An 18,392-nucleotide genomic window follows, 5' to 3' on the forward strand; every position below is an offset into this window, starting at 1 on the left:
TCAGCGGCGGCGCGCGGGCGCGGAAACCGCCCGGCTGTTGATGAAGTCGTCCAGGCTCGCGGCCGGGACGCGAACGCGAGAGCGAGCCGGTCCTGTGCGCAGGTCGACGACGGGCAGCTCGCCGGCGGCGATGAAGCGGTAGACCGTGCGGCGGTCAACGTCCAGGGCGGCGGCGACGGCGGGTATGGACAGCAGGCGCGGGGCCATAGGCGGTTCCTTTGCGTGAGAAAGAGCGACGGGAATGGAGAGATCTAACTGGGACGGGAGGCAACAAGCCCAGCCGATTCCGCGAGTTCGTCGAATAGGGCTTCTACGTACGGCCGGGATCTCCGAGCGGAGCAGAAGAGGAAGCGAGCGGGGCTACGTGTGCGCGGCGGGGAATATGAAATCGGCGCGCAGGAAAATCGAGCAAGGCATCCTCTGGGGAGGTGGGCAGACTTCTGGCAGGGACCGGCACGACGAGCGTTCCGGGACCCCCAATCATCCGGAGAATCCCCGGTTTCGCTAACCGGGGATCGTCGGCTATATTTCGCCCACCCCGGCCGCCCCTGGGGGCATGAGGGGGCCGGCGAGGAGGGTCTGCGGGGCGATTCCGAGGGCTGTGGCGATGGCGACGAGGTCGTCGATGTCGCAGCGGCGGACGGTGCGTTCGATGCGGGAGAGCGCGGTGAAGGTCATGGGCCGGCCCAGTGCGGTGACCCGGGCGGCGAGCTGACGCTGGGAGTAGCCGCGGGCGGTGCGGGTGCGTTCGATGGCGTGGGCGGCGGCATGTCCGGCGGGTCCGATGACGAGAGGGCGTGGCGGCATGGGTGGTGTTGTAGCTTGCGCGCCGGCCGGTCCGGAAGGGCATTCCTGTCTGCCGTGAGCGATGCAAATCACCCGGCGATTTCCCGCAGCGATTTCGGTGACCGGGAATTCGGCCCTACAGTTGCGGGACTCGCCGACGCGGCATGCCGCCGGGCTGTACGGAATTCCAGTGCAAAGTCTGGACTTCTGCGCCCCAGGTGTGGCTGTGTTGGCCATGCACCCCGCACCGCCGGATTCCCCAGCCCTCTCCCTGAAAGGTGGTCGATCGCCATCGCCCGTATCCGCACCATCAAGCCCGAGGCGTTCTCGTCCGAGTCCCTCGCGGCGGTGTCGCTGTCCGCCGAGCGGACCTTCTTCGGGCTGCTCACCCAGGCCGACGACCAGGGCCGGTTTCGCGACCAGGCCGCCGTCATCGCCGGCCAGCTGTGGTCGCTGCGCCGCGAGCACGGCCCGGAGGCGGTCGAGGACGACTTGATCCAGCTCCACGGTGCCGGGCTGATCTGCCGGTACGAGGGCGGGGACGGCAAGCGGTACCTGCACATCGTCACCTTCGCCCAGCACCAGAAGATCAACCGGCCCAGCGGTGTCCGGACGCCCCCGTGCCCGCACCACGATCTCGGGATTCCGCGTGAGCCCTCACCGCAGGCGCAGGGAGCTCTCGTGGAGACTTCCGCAAGTCGTCAACGAGGACTCACGGAGCCCTCCGTGAACAACGAATCCGCAGGTCAGAGGCAATTCCGTGAGCACTCACCGCAGCCGCAGGGAGGGCTCACCGAGCCCTCCGTGAGCCCTCACCGTCCGGATCTAGGACCTAGGAACAGGGATCTAGGATCTACCCCGTTGGGGGCGCAGGCGCCCCCCGTGCCCGACTCGGTCTCGACGAAGGACGTGATCGGCGAGTACGCCGCCGGATGCGCTTACCGCCCGCCGCAGGACGTGCTCAGCCACCTCGGCCAGGAGGTGAAGAAGCTCCTCAACGAGGGCATCGCCCCGGACCACATCCGCGCCGGCCTCAACCGTCACCGCGCCAAGGGCCCTGCACCCCAGCACCCTGCCCAGTCTCGTCCACGAGGCCATGAACGCCACCCCCGCCGCCGCTGCCCACCAGCCGTGGACCAACCCCACCAACACCGCCGCTGCCTACGGAGGCGACCTCTGACCGCCGCCCTCACTCGCGACCCGCAGCAGCCCGCCCGGATCACCGGCCGCCTCGGCGACATCCTGGCCCAGCGCGGTATCGCCCCCGACGCCGCCGCCCAGGAGCCGACGCCCGAACCCGTCACCGCACTGCAACAGGCGGAAGCCCGCATCCCCGCCCGCTTCCGCCACGCCCTCGCCGACCACCCCCAGGTCACCGCCTGGGCGGACGAGATCACCCGCGCCGGACGCCCCGGCCCCGGCGGCGCACCGGGCATCGCGGAGGGCCCCTCGCTGCGAATCGTCGGACCGACCGGCACCGGCAAGACCCACCAGGCGTACGGCGCCATCCGCACCCTGCTGGCCGCCGGGGTACGCCTGCGCTGGGAAGCCGCCACCACCGCCGACCCCTACGCCCGGCTGCGCCCGCGCCCCGGGTTCGACAGCGAGCGCGACCTGCAGAGCCTGATGCGCTGCCCGCTGCTGCTCCTGGACGACCTTGGCGCGGCGAAGACCAGCGAGTGGACCGAGGAGTTGACCTACCGGCTGATCAACCAACGGTACGAGCACCTGCGCCCCACCCTGATCACCAGCAACCTCACCACCGACACCCTGCGGGCAGCCCTCGGCGACCGCGTCGCCTCCCGCCTGGCCCAGATGACCGAACGCGTCACCCTCGAAGGCGACGACCGCCGCCGTCAGAAGCCCGTCGCCTGACCCCGACAGCGCCCATCCCGCCCCCTTGCACCACACCGGAGATTCCTGCTCTTGCCCTCCCCTGCCCCGATACACCCCGCCTTCGAACGGCGAGGCCGTCCCCTCCTCATGGGGATCACCCTGATCGCCGCCGTCGGCTTCGTCCTCTCCTACGACGCCCTGCGGCAAATGGCCGTCGCCGCCCACATCAGTGGACCGCTGACCTACCTCTTCCCCCTCGTCATCGACGGCTTCATCGCGCTGGGCGTCACCGCCCTGCTCATCCTGCGCACCGCCCCTCTCCGCTCCCGCCTGTACGTGTGGACGCTCGTCACCCTGGCGACCGGCGCCAGCATCTGGGCCAACGCCCTGCACGCCATCCGCCTGAACGAACAGGCCCGCCTCCACCTCAACAACGCCACCGTCGGCGCCCTGTCCGCCATCGCCCCACTCGCCCTCGCCGGCGCCGTCCACCTTTACCTCGTCATCAACCGCCACCTCGCCGCCAACAAGGCGATGGCGGCCGAACCGCCAACCGCCAAGGCACCCAGTGGCGGACCGCCACCGCCCGCTGCCAAGTCCGCCGCCACCGCCATACCCGCTAAGCGGCGCCTGGTGCAGCCGACCGCCACGCCAGAGCCGAAGCCGCCCGCCGCACCGGCTTCCCCCGCCACGACCGCCACGGCGCCGCCTCCCCCCACCGCCGCACCGCCGAGGAAAGCGACGCCAAAACCTGGCGGGCGCAAGGCCAGCGCCCCTGACGCGTACCTCCTGGAGCTCGCCCGCCAGATGCGCTACGAGACCGGCACCGTCCGCCGGACCGACCTGGAGCGCACCGCCCGTGCCCAGGGCTACACCGTCGACAGGGCCCGGGCCCAGAAGGCCGCCGACACCGTCCTGGACGAAGCGGCCACCGCCAAGAATCTGGCGGCCATCGCCTGACGTCCCCGTCACCCCAGGCCCACACGGGCGCCCCTCCAGCACTCGCTCCGAAGGAACACTCCGATGCACGACAGCCACACCGAGGCCCTCACCAACCAGCCGTTGGTGCCCACCGGCGCTGCCCCGGGCGGAGCAAGTTGGAGGTTCGGACACTCCCCCGTCGGGGGTGCGTCCGAACCGGTGCCCGCCCCGGGGGTGGCGGGCACCCTCCCGCGCCGGGGGGCGCGGGAGGGTGGGGCTGCGGCCGAGGGCGGACCGCAGCCGGTGCCGCGTCGCCGTGGCAAGTCCCGCGTACGCGCCCGTACGCAGCGCCGCGCGCACAGCGTCCGCCTCAGCGACGCCGAGCACGCGACCATCGCCGCCGGCGCCGAAACGGTCGGCATGAGCATCGCCGGCTTCCTCGCCCACAGCGGACTCACCGCTGCCCGCGACCTCGACCGCACCGCAGCCGCCATCGCCACCCGCCAGGACACCCTGACCATCCTCTTCACGCTCCGGCGCCAGCTCGGGCACGCGAACAACAACCTCAACCAGGCCGCCAACGCGCTCAACAGCGGCACCTACCCCGACGGCCTGGAGGACACCATCGCCGCCGTCCGCCACGCCGTCGACGCCGTCCGCCACGTCACCGCCCGCCTCACCGACCCGAACTCCGAAGGCACCGCCGCTTGATACCCCGCATCCACAAGCAGGGCCGCAACACCGTCCGCCTGCTCGCCTACCTCTACGGCCCCGGCCGCCGCGAGGAACACACCGACCCCCACCTCGTCGCCTCCTTCGACGGCTTCGCCCCCGACCCCGGCCGCGACCGGAGCACCACCATCGTCGACCTCGCCCAGCTCCTGGACGAGCCCCTGCACCTCCTCGACGAAGACGCCCGCCCCACCACCCACGTGTGGCACGCCTCCGTCCGTGCCGCCCCCGGCGACCGCACCCTCACCGACGCCGAATGGGCGGACATCGCCCGCCGCGTCATCGCCGCCACGGGCATCGACCCCGGCGACGGCGCGGGCTGCCGCTGGGCAGCCGTCCGCCACGCCGACGACCACATCCACCTCATCGCCACGCTCGTCCGTGAAGACGGCCGCCGCCCCGACCACCACCGCTCCGCCAAGCGCGCCCAGACCGAATGCCGCCAGATCGAAGTCGACTACGGCCTCCACCGCGTGGCGGCGGGGGACGGTACCGCCGCCACGCGGCCCACCAGCTCCGAACGCCACAAAGCCGACCGCCTCGGCCGACAGCGCACCCCACGCGAGGAGCTGCGCGAGGAAGTCCGCCGCTCGGTGGCCGGCGCAGCCAGTGAGGAGGAGTTCTTCGACCGTCTCGCCTCGGCCGGTCTGCTCGTCCGGCGGCGCATCGCACCCTCGGGCGACACCCTCGGCTACACCGTCGCCCTCCCTGATGACCGCAACGGCAAGGGCGAGCCGGTCTTCTACTCCGGTTCCAAGCTCGCCCCAGACCTCTCGCTGCCCCGGAATCCGTGAACGCTGGACCACATCCGCGGAAGCCCTCTCCTCGGAGCCCTCCCAGCCGTGGGTGACCGGGCCCGCGTCCGCACGCCGACACGCCGCCACAGCCACCTGGCAGGCCCTGCTCGTCATCGACCACGGCGACGACGGCGTCATCGCCGCACAGATATCCGCCACAGGGGAGGTCCTCGACGCCCTCGCCAAAACCTCCGCCGCCCACACCCGCCACGAACTCCAAGCCGCAGCAGCCGCCTTCGAACGTGCCTCCCGCTCCCACGTCCGCGCCGCACGCGGTCACGATCACGCCTTGCGCCGAGCCGCCCGCGACCTCGTCCACAGCGGCCCGGCCCTCGGCCGGGGCGAGGACGGCGCCACCACCGCAATGGTCATCGACATGCTGTTCTTCCTGATCACCGCCGCCACCCACTGGCACGCCAGGAAGCAGCACTTCCAGCAGGCCGAAGCCGCCCACCGGGCCGCCGCACACCTCCGCGCCGCCTATCCCGCCGCTGCCGCCCACCCCATGGCCTTCCTCCACCAGCGGGGCAGCCGTCTGGCCCCTGCCTGGCAACGCCATCACGCCGCCACCCTGCGCCAAGCCCTGCCCCAGCTGGCCGACCAGGTCCTCGCCGAACGCGGATGGCCCGCCCTCGCAGCCACCCTCGACGAAGCCCGGACCACCGGCCACAACCCCACCGCTCTGCTGGTGCAGGCAGCCACCCAGAGGGATTTGGACACGGCGGAGCGCATGAGTGACATGCTCGTGTGGCGGCTACGACGGATGGCCGACCTCCCCGCCGATCCCCAGAACTCCCGCAGCACGCATGGACGAGGCAGCGCTGCCGCCTCCTCGCAGCAACGTGCGGCACACCTCGACGCCAGGACCTCGAACGACACCCGAAGGCAGCGCTGACCCGCGAAACGAGGCGGAAAGATAGCCCAGAATCGCCGGTTATCCTAACCGGCGACTCTCCCAACAATTGACCTTCCGACCAACCCCCGGAAGGAATCCCGCATGCCCCCGTCCGAAGCCCGCCCCGAGATCGTCGCCCTGCTCTGCGACGCGAACTTCCAGCACTTCCGCGAAACCGGCTCCTGGTCCCATCGAGACGGCCGCTCCTTGACCCAGGAGGAACGCACACTAATCTTCCAGGCCACGCGCGCCGACCTCGAAGAGCTGAAGATCCAGCATTCGCGCTGAATGGATTACCTCCAGACGCACGAGGAAGCACCCGAAGCCATCCAGCTTTCCTCGCCCCGTTCATGGAATAGCTCGACGAGAAGGACCTCGGCAACGCCCACGCCCTCATGGCGGAGGACGAGCGAGCCGAGTTCGACCGGCTGCTCAAGCTCATGATCGAACCCGCTCTCTCCTTCACCCGGTACACCTCCTGACCAGGCACAAGGAAGCCTCCATGCCCACCCCTCCCCCGCCCCCACGTCATGGCCCTGCTGTTCGACACGGACTTCGACCGGCCGTGGGGCACCCGCACCTTCCGCCACCTCGACGGCCGCCCCTTCACCGACGAAGAACAGGCACTCGCCGATGACGCCACTCTCGAAGAATTCCAGGCCGCCGGCGTCCGCATCCACAACCCCGAAGCAGGAACCGAAGCCAAAGCAGCCGTCACCGAACTCGCCAAGCTGATCTATTCCTACGCCCTGGACCATCACATGGTCCTCGTCCAGTTCATGACTTACGAGGACGTGCTCGAATACGACCGCCTGTGCGGCATCGTCGCCACAGGCGCCGATGCATGACCCGAGAGAAATAGCAGGAACGGGCCAGATCCTCCATGTAAACAACCAGCCGGTGGCGGGGGTCTTCCCTGCCACCGGCTGCATACTGTCCGCCGCCGTACCGAAGTCCAGACCACGCGCCCCTGCGCACTTGCGTGCGCCGCTCCTCCCTTCCGTACGGTCCAGCCGATGGCGAACCGCCCTCGCACACCGTGAAGGAGAGCTGTTGAAGCCGACCGAGGAAGTGCTCCAGGACCTGACCCAGCCGTCGAACATCTCCATCCACTCCGACGACGCACTCGTCGGCAAGGTGGAAGCCGCCGTCGCAGCGGACGACAAGAAGCGGAAGGAGAACGAGGACGAGCCGCTCCGCAGGAAGCCCGACCTCGTCCCGATCCCGTCGACGGAGCTGCCCCGGCAGTTCGAAGTGACCCTCTGGGACGTCCTCCACACCCTCGCCCGGGCCACCGCCCTCTCGTGGCGTGGCGCGGGCCGGGGACTGGCGGAGCACTGGGGCGCGCTGAAGTACACCCAGGCCCTGGCCGGCGGCAGGGACTCCTTCCTCGGTCTCACCGACGAGGGCCACCGCATCGCGGACCACTACAAGTCGCTGCAGTCCGGCGAGCTCGGCATCGGCTTCGCGCTGACCCTCGCGGAGCACATGCTGCGCAGCCGCTTCCCCGATCATTCGGTGACGATCGTCCCCGCCGACACGGTGTTACGCGCGGGCTGGGCCCTCACGAGCAGGGACAAGGGCGAGAAGGTGAAGTACCGCTACCGCCCGCAGTACTTCGCCGAGGTCTGGCGTCCTGGCGAGCCGTCTCTCGTCATCCCCCTCGCCTGCAAGGGCAACCACGGCGACGCCGCCACCTCCGCCGACCAGCTGGCTTCCGCCTCCGCCCACGCCGAGGCGGTCCACATCGGCGCGTGGAACGAGACCCCCGGCCTACTGTTCAGCACGCAGCTCCCGACGGACGGCGGCGCGATGACCGTCCATGCCCTCCAGGCACCCGGCAGCGGAGGCCGGTTGTCCCCGGCGGAAGTCCGTGAGGCGAACCTGAACGCCCCACCGTTCCAGGCGAACGTGATGCCGGACATCCACCCGCCCACCGAGGGCCTGGTAACGCCGGAGCCCGTACGGGGCTGCCACGTGCAGCCGAAGGACTACGCCTGGTTCCAGGAGTCCCTGGCCCACACCACCGCGGCGGGCCTCATGGCGTTCACCGGCTCCGGCCACGCCACCGCCCGCCACCTCACCGACCGGCAGGGCCGTAAACGCTTCACCGGTCTCGAACACGCGGCCGCCATGAGCACCCAGGACGCCGCCCACACCCTCTTCGGCACCGCGTACGTCGGCACCGACCACGTCTTCCGCTTGAACGGCCCCCGCGTCGAGGCGTTCTCCGGCGTGGACGAGGAGATCTTCCGCCTCCTCGCCAGGGGCGACGTCGAGGAGTACCGGGCCATCGTCCATGCCGGCCGCCACGCCCGCTCCCGGCTCAGCTACGACAAGGACTGGGGCGGCCCGGTCTCCGTCCACGCCGACGGCTCGGTCCTCGCCCTGCGACTGCTGCCGGGGCAGGACGAGGAGCCGCGTCCGGGCTCCGCCCACTGACGAAAGATCCGCCCGGTCCTCTCCGACCGACGACAGGCGCGCGGGCGTCGATCCGGATCACCGTCCGAAGAGACCTGCGCCCCTGTCGTCCAAGAGCTCCAGCGCCTCCTCCCACCGAAAACGCTCCGCTCCCCCGCCCGCCTTCGGCCGGTGCGGCTCGTACGACCCGACCAGCACGCCCATCTCCCGCAGCTGGTTCAGGCTCCGGTCGTACGCCGGGTGTGCGGCCATGGCCGCGTTCACATACGGCAGGACGACCGTCGGAACGCCCACCCCGTACGCCTCGCACAGGATGCCCAGCGCGAGGGTGTCGGCGATGCCGGCGGCCCACTTGTTGATCGTGTTGAACGTGGCGGGCGCGACGGCGATGACGTCAGCGGGCGGGAGGGGGCGCGGGTCGCAGGGACTGCGCCACGCCGAGCGGATCGGGTAGCCCGTCTGGGCCTCGACCGCCTCGGTATCGAGGAAGCCGAGGCCCTGGGGTGTAGCTACGACACCGACGCCCCAGCCCTGCTCCTTCGCGGCGGTGATCAGCCGGTGCGCGTCGCCCGCGATGCCGGCGGCGCAGACGACGACGTACAGGAACGGCTTCTCCGACCGATCGTTCATGGCTTTGACCCTCGTCGACGCGCTCCCCTGCGGTCACACGATCCAGACCCTAGCCGTCAGCATCCGCGGACGGGGCCAGGCCGGAGAAGCCGCCTACCACCAGCGCGAAGGGCACGGAGTCTGAGTACAAGCGTCGGCCGGACCACGGATGCCCGATGCCGCGCGGTGATCCTTGTGCACCCGGGTGCTCTGCTCACGTATCGTCGCCAAGGTGACCAACGCGCATGTGGCGAGCAGGCACCGCATCCCCTCCGATGATCTTGATGACGGCGCAGGCCGGTTACGAGCACCTGGAGGCGGCGGCCCGGGAGCACGCCTGGCAGTACGGCCGTAGCCTGCGCTCCGTTCTGCGCGATCCCCGAGTTCTAGGATCCGCGGCTTCGCTGACAATGAAGGCGATCCATTGACAATGGATTGACAAATCTGCAGGCCCGTTGTCAACGACGACCTACCATAGCGGACATTGTTGATGCTTTCCCCGTCTTCGTCAGTGCGTGATGCCCGTCCGTAGCCTTTTGTCTTACGCTCATCATGGTCAGGTGCTGCACGGGGGGAGGCTCCTCATGACGAGACCTGCCCCCTGCGCCGGGTCGGCTTCGATCCCGAGATCAGTGGCGACTCTGCCACCAAACAACCAGCAGGCCGAAGCCGGTTGTCCCGGCGGCATATCCGACACCGCGCAAAGCGCCGTCGCTTAGTTTGCGGGCGCCGCTTGTCAAGATGTTCAACCACCGCCTCGGGGGCTGGGGGGACTCTGACTGGCGATCTTCCCTAGACTCACTCATGGGAACCCTTCTGTCTGACTCGATGGATACGGGTGACTCCAGCGGGCCCTCTCGGGTGAATGCTTGCCGGCTAAGCCGAGAGGGCCCGTTCGCACGAACCGTGGGTCCTGTAAAGGAAGTTGGGCCCGGTCGTTGCAAAACTCTAGGGCGATTCCTCGTAGTCCCGCCGCGTACCCTTGCCTACGGCCCGGAACTTCCATTCGCCGTAGTACCGGTAGACCTCGCCGAAGATCATCGCCGCCTCGGTGGAGCCGGCGTCCTCGGAAAGCCGGAGCGCGCGAGCTCCTGGCCGTCGGCCTGCTTGATCACGCGGATGAACGCATGCTGACCTGGCCGAAGGTCTGGCCGCGATTGTCCGTCTCGTGGTTGGGGAGGCGCTTCTCGACCTCGGCCGGGACCTTGGAGAAGGTCAACCAGGATCCACTCGCCGTCACCGTCGCCCTCACCGGTGAGGTTGTCTCCGGTGTGCTCCACCGAACCTCTGGGCTCGTGAGCTGGTTGTAGAAGACGAGCCACTCACCCTCGAGCACTTGCCCGGAGTTACAGAGCAGGACGCTGGCGTCCAGGTCGAAGGGGCTCCGGTGGTAGAGCGGGCATCTCAGCCGAGCCCGACCTTCACCTGTGTGCGGTTGGGTGCGGCTTTGAAGAAGGGAGACGTTGCCTGCCTTGGCGAGCGCGATGCCCCAACGGCGCACTTGCGCCTCATGCCTGCGGCCCGTCCGTCCCCCGCCGCCTATCTGCTCCACCACCGACCACGTCAGGAGATGCCCGCCCTCTTGGAACCCGGCACCCACTTTGTCTTCGGCACCCACAAGGAGCACGGCTTCGTCGCTTCCTTCACCTCCTCCATGCCCTCGCACCTCGCCCAGTGGTTCCTGCTGCGCGAAGAGTTCGAACCCGTCGCCGACGAGCCGTTGTTCCGGCTCAGCGAACCCGAGCGGGACGGCCCTCGCCGCACCCGCCAGGCCGTCCACGATCTACGGCGCCAGGGCTACGCGGTGCACGCCGACATCGCTCTCGACCCCACTGCTTCGGCTGGCCCGCCGCGTCCCGTCCTGCCGAACGGGCTCCTGGAACGCCGCAGCCGTCTCGCCCAAGCCGCCGCCGGCCGTACGACACAACGCGGCACGGCACCCACCACCTCGCCACCGTCGGCCGGGCCGATCCCGCCGAAGCCCACCTACGCGCCCACCGTCCACCTGACGGCCTCGGGCGGCGAGCGATCCCGATGACGCCCGGAAGCGACCCGGCCCCCGAAAGCCCGCTGCCCGTGGCCGCCGACCTCGGAGTCCGAGCAAGCGACTTCCGACTCCGGATGTCCGTCATCGCCCGCGACAGCGAGATCGCGCTCGACATGACCCGCGATCGCTATGGCCGCACCGTTCACGAAGGCGCCGCGGCAGCCGCACGCGCCACCGCGACAAGGCCGCCGTGGAGGCGTACGCCACGCACCTCGCCCCGTCCGCCGATGCACTGCTCGATGCCGCCCGTCGCGCGCTCGACGAGCTGCCACCCGCCCGGCACCTCACCGGGTGGCGGACCGTGCTGGACGGCCTCGCCGTCTCCGCCGCCAAGATCCGGCGGGCACTCGACCGGCCCGCTCCCCCCGGTCCCGCCGTACGCACGCAGCATGCGGCCTTGTGGCCCCACCTCGCCGCTTGGGCGGACCACGGCTTCATTGCCGGCAACCTCGCCGACCAGCACCAGCACCAGCACCACAAGGTCCCGTTGGTCGACGAAGAACAGCAGGCGTGGACCGAGCGGGCCCAGGCCGCGCAGCGGCGAGGCGAGCTGGAGCTGACCGAATCGTGGTACGCCGCTGACGGGCAGCCCATCACCCTCGCCCATCTGATCGAGGACGACGACTCGATGGTGGTCGCCCTCAGAGGTGACCCGGACACCCCCGGCTGGCAGGCGATCGGGCACTTCGCCCACAAATACGAGGCCGGACAGGTGCTGCCCGCCCCGGTCCCGCCCGGCGTGCTGCGCCCGGACGTCTCTGTGTTCAACCGCCCCGTGCCCGCCCCCGAGGTATCGCTGCAGGAACTCATCCGGGACGTCATCGAGGCCCAGCACGCCGGTGACGCGTCCAACGCGCTCCTCGGGGCCACCCAGCGCGGCTTCAACGCGGGCCCGATGATCCGCCTCCAGGAACTTCTGGAGACCGCAGGCCAGTTCGCGAGCGCCCTGGAGACCGTGCAAGGCCGGCAGATCGCCGCCCGGCTCACCGCACTCGGCCGGCAGATCGACTTCCTCACCCGCGAAGTGCACGAGGCGGCCGAGGACCTCGGCGCGACCGTCGCCGTCCTGCCGCCGCACCGCACCCCCGTCCTACGGGTCCGCCCGCGCCCCGCCGTGGACACCACACCGCCCACGCCGCCGCCCCGCACCATCACGGCCCGCCACCGCTAGGCACCGCTCCCCGAGAGAAAGCACCCGTTGTCCCTGACCGCACCCCCGGGCCCGGCACCGCGCATCACCTATGGCGCGGTGCTGGGCAGCCCGTACGTCGCCCGCCTCCTCGGCGGCACCCTCACCGGCCGCCTCCCCAACGGCATGGCGCCCGTCGCCATCCTCCTGTGGGCCACCGCGACCGGAGGCAGCATCGCCTTCGGCGCGCTGCTCCGTGATTAAGTGTCGCTGCTCTTGAGGTCTTCGATGAACAGACGCGCATACCGACCCCAATCCATCCTGGCGGTCCGGATCCTTTCCATCGCTCTACCCGAGGGCATTTCATCTTCCATTCGTGCCCAGGAGATGAGGAGGAGCGCAAGCGTTGTTGCCGCCTGCTCGTCTTCACCATCCATCACCTTCCAGATCTCATTGCCCATAGGGTGTCGAAGGTTCAACTCAACTCGGAATAGCCCGGGAAGGATAGAGACATTGAACATCTCGGGACCATTCCATCCCGCCGCGACAATAGTCGTGTGAAGTGAAGCTCCTTCACCGGATGGCGCATCCATCAAAAACTGCCACTTTTTCGGTTCCTCTTCGGCAGTCGGCGGACCGGCCTGGGCGGATTCAGGTGCCACCAGCCCGCCTACCTCAATGACTTGGGGCGCCTCTGGCAGGGGGAGCGATGGAGGCAGGGGCTCAGGGGGCGGCTCAGGCTGCTCTCCCGCGGGGAAGCTGATCGCCTCCCAGAGGCCCCGGAAGCGGTCAATCTCGGACAGCGATGTCTCTCGTCTCGCAAGGGTGAGCAGGGCGTCCACCAACGCTTCCACTTTGAGCCACCGCGGCACACGGCGCCCCGTCAGAATGTTTGCGACGGTCTGATGGGACATGGAGTCCCTGGCGAATTCTGACCGCGTGATCGCCTTGCTGATCACGCGGGTGCTCGGGAATCCGGCTAGCCGATAGAGATCGTGCAGGGCCGTCAACAGATTACGATGAGGCCCCAGCGGTACCTCTGATTTATGCGGCAATGCGATCAGAGACGGCCTCACTTCTGCCACTATTATTCCCCCCTGCAGCGCTCACTTGTTGTCTTTCAGGAAGTACTCGACGACCGCTTTAACTGCCCCACTGACCACGGCAGATGCCAGCGCTAGGCCGATTCTGAACCCGTTTCGTTCCCTTGCTCCACTTTGCGAGTTCCCACGCGGTGATTCTTGCTTGGGCTTCGACTCCGGGAAATTCTCCTGAGAGGTGCTCATGACTTAATCCTGAGATCACCATGGCATCCGTCAGACACTCATGAACGCTCCTTGACAAAACTTTACAGATCTGACCAGGAACGTACAGGGCGGGCACCGCTTCGTGTAGAGATGCCGTCGCCTGCGCCTACGTCGCCACCGAGGCCCTCACCTCGCGGACCGCATCAGCGAGGCAACACGTGACTGACCGTCAATCGGAGGCGGGCAGAACGCCGGCACCGTGTTCGCCGGACACATCGCCGATCGGCCTCTCGTGCGCTCTTCGACCGTCGGCGCGGCCTTCGCTCTCACCATGCGCCGACGTCTCAGCCCCAGCAGCATCGCCGCCCGCTCCTCGGCTGGCCCAAGACGCCCTGATCAGGTCGCACCCCCAAATTCCAACCCTTGTTACAGGAGACCCATTTATGGCCGTTCGTACGCAGTGGACCGTGGAGCACGCATGCTCTCACCAGGCGGTTCATGACCTGTCCAACCGTCCCGCCGACAAGCGCGCCGGATTCGCCCGCTGGCTCGCCGGGCGGGACTGCACCGACTGCTGGAAGGCAGCTCGCGATGCCGACACGGAGTCCAAGGAGGAGTGGCTCGCCGCCAAGCGCGCCGAGGAACAGCAGGCTGCCGTCGAGTGGGCGAAGCAGTTCGACATGCCGCAGTTGGAGGGTCCGGAGAAGGCCCTGGCCTGGGGAGAGCGGTCCCGGCACCATCTGATGACCTCCGCGCACACCTCACTGGTCGTTGAGGACTCCTGGGACGAGGCGGAGCTGGAGGAGAAGGCGCGCTCCATCACCCGCGCCGGATGGTGGATCGATCAGCGTGATGCGGAGGGCACCGACCTGCTCGAACTCCTGGGCGCGGCCGGCGGGGACGACCGCGGGACAGAGAACCCGTTCCGCTGACGGCGGCGGAACATAGCCGAGGATCGCCGGTTAGCCAAACCGGCGATCCTCCGGACCATTGTTCCTCCCGCCGCCACCCGCCTCGCGTGGAAGGAACCCCATGTCCCAGCCCCCATCCGCTCCGGTCTTCACTCCGACCCCCGACCCCCTCACCCCGGATAGGGACATCACCCACGCCCACTTCCAGGCCGGCGACACGGTCGTCGTCCTGAAGGGGGCCGCCGGCGGGGAACTGTGGGGAGACGCCATGCGTATCGTCGCCCCGTCCTGGCACACCCCCACCGATGAAGACGGGTGGCGGCTGCGCGACGCCACGGGGGGAGCACAGACGTACATCACCGCGCACCCCCGCTACCTCGTGCACCTCTCCCGCCGCTGCCCGGACTGCCTGATCTACCTGCGAGCCATGGAGGACTACCTCCCGCCGAAGTACACGGACGGCGAGGCCATCGTCGACTGCGGCTGGTACACCACCACCGCAATCGGCCAGCTCGTACACCGAGCCGACGCCCGGAGCGGCTCGTGACCCTCCCCGTCCGCGACATCGTCCTCCGCGAAGCCAGGACCCGTGCCACCAACCATCTAGGCGCCCCGTTCTGGCCCGTCCGGCTGGCACATGAGCTGCGCGAACTCGACGTGGACTGGCAGGAATCAGCGGAGGTATGTGCGGATGCGGCATGGGCCGCCCGTGCCGCTGGGCGCAGCGTCTTCAGCCTGCTGAGCCCCGACGAGATCACCGCAGCCAACCTCGATCCGGTCACCGCCCGTACTTACCGGCATCTGTATCTGAGCGCCCTGCGCTACGACTTCCGCTGTGCCACCCTCCAGGCGTTCGTCGAACAGCTCCCGTCCAGCGCGATCTCGGAACTCGACTGCTACAGCCGCGCGCTGTACGCCTTCGCACTGCTCGGTCAGTCCCGCCCCGAGGGTCTGGCCCTGATGGACGAGGTCCTCGCCGAAGCCGGCCAGCACACCAAGACACTCCACGTTCTGCTGCACGGACTGTGGCTCGGCCACGACCTGGACCACGGTGCGGCGCGACTCCTCGCCCTCAGCGCCCAGCCTGCCTTCGGCACCGCGGGCACGGATCCGATCGTGCTGTTCCGGGTGGCCGGCGCACTGCGCAGACTCGGCCGCTACGACGAAGGGCTCGCGGCCATCGACCGGGCCCTGGATCTTCTGCCGCCGGGCGACATCACGGTGCACGCCGATCTGGTGCGCGAGCGTTCCCTGATTGCCGCCGCCCGGGACGTCCACCAACACCTGTCTGCCCGCGCCTTCGGAGGCTCGGCGGCGTGATACCTCGCATCAACCCGCGCACCCACGAGCCGTACGAACCGCTCGGCGAAGCGCTGGGGCGTCCGGTGCCCATCGGGGGCGGGATACCGGAGGACACCGTCTTGGCCTACTGGCCGGGGCTCAGCTCCTACACCCTGGACGACGAGCAGGCTACGTGGACCGCCACGCAGTGGGCCGAGCACCTGGAAGACCCGCTGCTGGAGGAGCCTTTCGTCCCGAGCCCGCAGGGTGATCGGCGGGCGATCTTCCACCTCGACGTCCGGCTGCACCCAGACGACCGTGAGCTGTCCGGCCCCGAATGGGCTGAAGCAGCTCACCGGCTGGCCCGCGCGGCGGGCATCGAAGTCCCCGGCGAGGCGAACGGCTGCCGCTGGATCACCGTCCAGGCCCAGCCCAGACGCCTCGACCTGATCGCCAACCTGATCCGTCTCGACGGCTCCTGGCACACGCAACCTCCCAAGGTCATCCGCCGCCTCTCGGATGAGGCCCGCCGCACCGAGCAGGACCTGCACCTGATCCCCGTACGCAGTACTTCCCCGCCGCAGCCCGTCGCCCGGCCCGCTCCGACAGCATCAGCCCAGCTCGCGGTCATCATCTCGCAGCTCGCTGACGAGCGGACCGGCCTCTTGGCCACGGTGCGCGGACTCATCGAGCACACCGCCCACCAGGCCGCCCGCCAGCCGGGAGCCGCCGGTGCCGACACGGCGCATCGCCTGGAACTGATCGCCCGCCGCCTCTACGGCATCCAGCAGGACCTCGACACCGCCGCGACCCACCTGAACGCACCCACCCGGCCACGCACAGGCTTCCCGGCACCGCCCGCGATCACGGCACCTCCACGTCGATCACCGTAGGAGAAACGTCCCTTTGCCCCCGGCCGACCGATTTCTGACCGTCCGCCGCGACCCGCACTCCGAGGAGGTGCTCGCCCGCGGCGGAGACCCCGAGGCCCACAGCGTCCTGCAGCGTACGGGCTTCGTCCCGGTGGTCCGCGTCCACGAGACCTACCACCGCGCCCCCACCAACCTCATCGAGGGCGACGACACCCGCCTCGGGATCGAAGCCGTCGCCCGGCTTCGGGCCGTCGGATACCACGTCGACTGCGACAAGGAAATCGACACCGACCGCCGGCCGGTCCACGATCTGCCGCTGGGTGCCACCGTCGCTCATCTCGCCCAGCGCATCCGCGAAGCCACCACCACCTGGGATGCGGCCGGCGTACTCACCGAACTGACCGCCTCCCACGACGGCGTCCTCGCCGCCCTCGAAGAAGTCCTTATCGCCACCGCGGATTTCCACGACGGCCTTGGTGACGCGGCCGACCCGCACATCGCCCGCCGTCTGCGCTACCTCGCCGACGAGCGTCTCCAAGCCCTCCGTAGCGACCTCTCCGACACCCGTAACGCCCTCGCCGACCGGCACGTCCCGCACCACGGCCGCAGCATCTGCGCCGGAGAGGTCCCCGCCACTGAGCGCGAGCGCTCCGCCGTCTGCGCCTGCCCGTCACCACCGCGCACCGCGCCGGCCCCGCCGCCGCCTCCCGTGGCCGCCGGGCTTCGCCGCTGACCCCACCTCGCTCAAGGACACCATGCACGATCACGACAACTCCGAGCGCCTCGCCTCGTACGCCGACGTCCTCGCCGGCGAACTCCCGGGCACCTGGACCAGTTCCTACCACCCTCCCGAGCACAAGGACGACCTGGCCGAACTGTCCGACCGCATCTGGGACCTGGACCTCGTCGCCGAATCACTCGCTGAGCGCCCATTCCAGCAGGCGGCCGTCCTGAGCCGCCCGGACGGAGCCCAGCTCGTCGTCCTGGAACGACACGACGAACGCGACGGATTCCTCATTGCCGCCGTCGCCCCGCGCGCACTGCCCGACGAGGCGTACCGCGCCGTACCCGAGCCCAACGGCATCGCGCTCGCGGACGATCCGTTCCTGAGCGCCGAGCAGGTCACCGGCGACCTGCTCGCCCGCTACCAAGCCGCGCTCGCCCAGGTCCGGCACAACGCCCTCGGCGGCATCCAGCCGTCCCAGCCGGATCGGGTCGTCCTGACCTGGCAGCAGGACGGCAGCGTCGCCGCCGCGCCCGTCGGTGACGCAGCCGGCGCCGTCCTGGCGGCTCACGGCTTCATCCAGGATCCGCAGACCGGTATCTACCGCCTCGGCGCAGACGACACCAGGGCCCAGGCCCGCGCCCTGCACGCGATCGGTCCACAGCTCGACGCGCTCGGCATCGGCACGGCGCTCCAGCACCCCGCAGCTCGGACCGCCCCCAGCGCCGTCATGCCGCCGGCCCCGGCCGCCACACGAACGCCGGCCTCCAGAGCTCGATGAAGCCAGGGGAGCCCAACTTCCTGGTGCTGGAGTACGTCACCATCACCAAGGACCCACGCACCGGTCTGGTCGTCGCGATCGGCGGGACCGAGCGGGCGGCGGACATCCTCCAGCGCACCGGTGGCTTCCTTACCGCTCCCGGCCCCCGCGGGGACTACCACCGTCTTCCCCACGGCCTCCCGATCGAGCAGCAGCGCCTGAAGGCCACCGCGGCATCGCACGCCCTGCTCTGCGCCGGTCACAGCGTCCACCTCGGCCCCGCCCTGAAGGCGCTGACCGCGCCGAATGGCGAACGCGACGCGGCTCTGCGCTACCTCGCCCAGCTCGCCGAGCGGGCCTCCCGCGCTGAGAGCAGCACCGAGGTCGCCGAGGTCCTGAGCCGAGATCGCCGGGCCGGCCAGCG

21 protein-coding genes and 3 pseudogenes are annotated in these 18,392 nt (G+C 69.7%); 17 read left to right on the plus strand and 7 right to left on the minus strand.

Going from position 1 to position 18,392, the window contains the following annotated elements:
- Both ACF053_RS20965 and ACF053_RS20970 read right to left on the minus strand, forming a co-directional pair.
- Positions 1-207, minus strand: a complete 207-nt coding sequence (locus ACF053_RS20965; protein ID WP_121827678.1) for a helix-turn-helix domain-containing protein — start codon at positions 205-207, stop codon at positions 1-3.
- 315 nt (positions 208-522) lie between these two features.
- Positions 523-807 carry a helix-turn-helix domain-containing protein gene (locus tag ACF053_RS20970; protein ID WP_376307677.1) on the minus strand — a complete coding sequence of 95 codons (285 nt, stop codon included), beginning with the start codon at positions 805-807 and terminating at the stop codon, positions 523-525.
- Positions 808-1,077: 270 nt separating this feature from the next.
- Between ACF053_RS20970 and ACF053_RS20975 the strand changes: the two are divergent.
- The 8 genes and pseudogenes from ACF053_RS20975 (at position 1,078) to ACF053_RS21010 (ending at position 8,409) form a co-directional block, all read left to right on the plus strand.
- A pseudogene (locus ACF053_RS20975) lies at positions 1,078-1,966 on the plus strand (hypothetical protein).
- Entirely contained in the window at positions 1,963-2,661 is a 699-nt protein-coding gene (locus tag ACF053_RS20980; RefSeq protein ID WP_391955426.1) for an ATP-binding protein, read from the plus strand. Before ACF053_RS20975 ends, ACF053_RS20980 begins: the two are co-directional and overlap by 4 nt.
- 108 nt (positions 2,662-2,769) lie before the next feature.
- Complete coding sequence (locus ACF053_RS20985; protein ID WP_391955288.1) at positions 2,770-3,582, plus strand: DUF2637 domain-containing protein; 813 nt, start codon at positions 2,770-2,772, stop codon at positions 3,580-3,582.
- Positions 3,583-3,846: 264 nt separating this feature from the next.
- Complete coding sequence (locus ACF053_RS20990) at positions 3,847-4,254, plus strand: plasmid mobilization protein (RefSeq protein ID WP_391955289.1); 408 nt, start codon at positions 3,847-3,849, stop codon at positions 4,252-4,254.
- Positions 4,251-5,967 (plus strand): annotated as a pseudogene (locus ACF053_RS20995) (relaxase/mobilization nuclease domain-containing protein). The gene ACF053_RS20990 and the pseudogene ACF053_RS20995 overlap by 4 nt, the downstream one beginning before the upstream one ends.
- 102 nt (positions 5,968-6,069) lie before the next feature.
- Positions 6,070-6,255 (plus strand): hypothetical protein, encoded by a 186-nt coding sequence (locus tag ACF053_RS21000; protein WP_391955290.1) that lies wholly within the window; start codon positions 6,070-6,072, stop codon positions 6,253-6,255.
- A 242-nt stretch (positions 6,256-6,497) separates the two neighbouring features.
- Entirely contained in the window at positions 6,498-6,815 is a 318-nt protein-coding gene (locus tag ACF053_RS21005; RefSeq protein ID WP_391955291.1) for a hypothetical protein, read from the plus strand.
- A gap of 205 nt (positions 6,816-7,020) precedes the next feature.
- Positions 7,021-8,409, plus strand: a complete 1,389-nt coding sequence (locus ACF053_RS21010; RefSeq protein ID WP_391955292.1) for a hypothetical protein — start codon at positions 7,021-7,023, stop codon at positions 8,407-8,409.
- A 57-nt stretch (positions 8,410-8,466) separates the two neighbouring features.
- On the opposite strand, the gene ACF053_RS21015 is transcribed toward ACF053_RS21010, so the two are convergent.
- The 3 genes from ACF053_RS21015 to ACF053_RS21025 form a co-directional block, all read right to left on the minus strand.
- Complete coding sequence (locus tag ACF053_RS21015) at positions 8,467-9,018, minus strand: flavoprotein (RefSeq protein ID WP_391955293.1); 552 nt, start codon at positions 9,016-9,018, stop codon at positions 8,467-8,469.
- A gap of 927 nt (positions 9,019-9,945) precedes the next feature.
- Complete coding sequence (locus tag ACF053_RS21020) at positions 9,946-10,038, minus strand: TerD family protein (protein ID WP_391955294.1); 93 nt, start codon at positions 10,036-10,038, stop codon at positions 9,946-9,948.
- Between the two features lie 70 nt (positions 10,039-10,108).
- Complete coding sequence (locus ACF053_RS21025; protein ID WP_391955295.1) at positions 10,109-10,663, minus strand: TerD family protein; 555 nt, start codon at positions 10,661-10,663, stop codon at positions 10,109-10,111.
- On the opposite strand from ACF053_RS21025, the gene ACF053_RS21030 reads away from it, so the two are divergent.
- The 3 genes and pseudogenes from ACF053_RS21030 (at position 10,580) to ACF053_RS21040 (ending at position 12,437) form a co-directional block, all read left to right on the plus strand.
- Entirely contained in the window at positions 10,580-11,035 is a 456-nt protein-coding gene (locus tag ACF053_RS21030; RefSeq protein ID WP_391955296.1) for a hypothetical protein, read from the plus strand. The genes ACF053_RS21025 and ACF053_RS21030 overlap by 84 nt on opposite strands.
- Positions 11,032-12,215, plus strand: a pseudogene (locus ACF053_RS21035) (hypothetical protein). The gene ACF053_RS21030 and the pseudogene ACF053_RS21035 overlap by 4 nt, the downstream one beginning before the upstream one ends.
- Before the next feature lie 27 nt (positions 12,216-12,242).
- Positions 12,243-12,437, plus strand: coding sequence for a hypothetical protein (locus ACF053_RS21040; protein WP_391955297.1), 195 nt, complete (start codon positions 12,243-12,245; stop codon positions 12,435-12,437).
- On the opposite strand, the gene ACF053_RS21045 is transcribed toward ACF053_RS21040, so the two are convergent.
- Together ACF053_RS21045 and ACF053_RS21050 are read right to left on the minus strand one after the other, a co-directional pair.
- Positions 12,434-13,183 (minus strand): hypothetical protein, encoded by a 750-nt coding sequence (locus tag ACF053_RS21045; protein WP_391955298.1) that lies wholly within the window; start codon positions 13,181-13,183, stop codon positions 12,434-12,436. The two genes, ACF053_RS21040 and ACF053_RS21045, sit on opposite strands and share 4 nt — an antisense overlap.
- Positions 13,184-13,279: 96 nt before the next feature.
- Positions 13,280-13,459 (minus strand): hypothetical protein, encoded by a 180-nt coding sequence (locus ACF053_RS21050; RefSeq protein ID WP_391955299.1) that lies wholly within the window; start codon positions 13,457-13,459, stop codon positions 13,280-13,282.
- 404 nt (positions 13,460-13,863) lie between these two features.
- Between ACF053_RS21050 and ACF053_RS21055 the strand changes: the two genes are divergently transcribed.
- The 6 genes from ACF053_RS21055 (at position 13,864) to ACF053_RS21080 (ending at position 17,989) form a co-directional block, all read left to right on the plus strand.
- Positions 13,864-14,352, plus strand: a complete 489-nt coding sequence (locus tag ACF053_RS21055; RefSeq protein ID WP_391955300.1) for a hypothetical protein — start codon at positions 13,864-13,866, stop codon at positions 14,350-14,352.
- 100 nt (positions 14,353-14,452) lie between these two features.
- Positions 14,453-14,878, plus strand: coding sequence for a hypothetical protein (locus tag ACF053_RS21060; protein WP_391955301.1), 426 nt, complete (start codon positions 14,453-14,455; stop codon positions 14,876-14,878).
- Entirely contained in the window at positions 14,875-15,651 is a 777-nt protein-coding gene (locus tag ACF053_RS21065) for a hypothetical protein (protein WP_391955302.1), read from the plus strand. The genes ACF053_RS21060 and ACF053_RS21065 overlap by 4 nt, the downstream gene beginning before the upstream one ends.
- The gene (locus ACF053_RS21070; RefSeq protein WP_391955303.1) at positions 15,648-16,505 is read left to right on the plus strand and encodes a relaxase/mobilization nuclease; all 858 of its coding nucleotides are present in this window, start codon (positions 15,648-15,650) and stop codon (positions 16,503-16,505) included. Before ACF053_RS21065 ends, ACF053_RS21070 begins: the two co-directional genes overlap by 4 nt.
- A 13-nt stretch (positions 16,506-16,518) precedes the next feature.
- Positions 16,519-17,217: a hypothetical protein gene (locus tag ACF053_RS21075; protein ID WP_391955304.1), complete on the plus strand. Its 699-nt coding sequence runs from the start codon at positions 16,519-16,521 to the stop codon at positions 17,215-17,217.
- Positions 17,218-17,239: 22 nt separating this feature from the next.
- Complete coding sequence (locus ACF053_RS21080) at positions 17,240-17,989, plus strand: hypothetical protein (RefSeq protein ID WP_391955305.1); 750 nt, start codon at positions 17,240-17,242, stop codon at positions 17,987-17,989.
- Positions 17,990-18,392 lie beyond the last annotated feature (403 nt).

Origin of the sequence: Streptomyces kanasensis, assembly GCF_043077165.1 — a bacterium.
Taxonomy (GTDB): domain Bacteria; phylum Actinomycetota; class Actinomycetes; order Streptomycetales; family Streptomycetaceae; genus Streptomyces; species Streptomyces changanensis.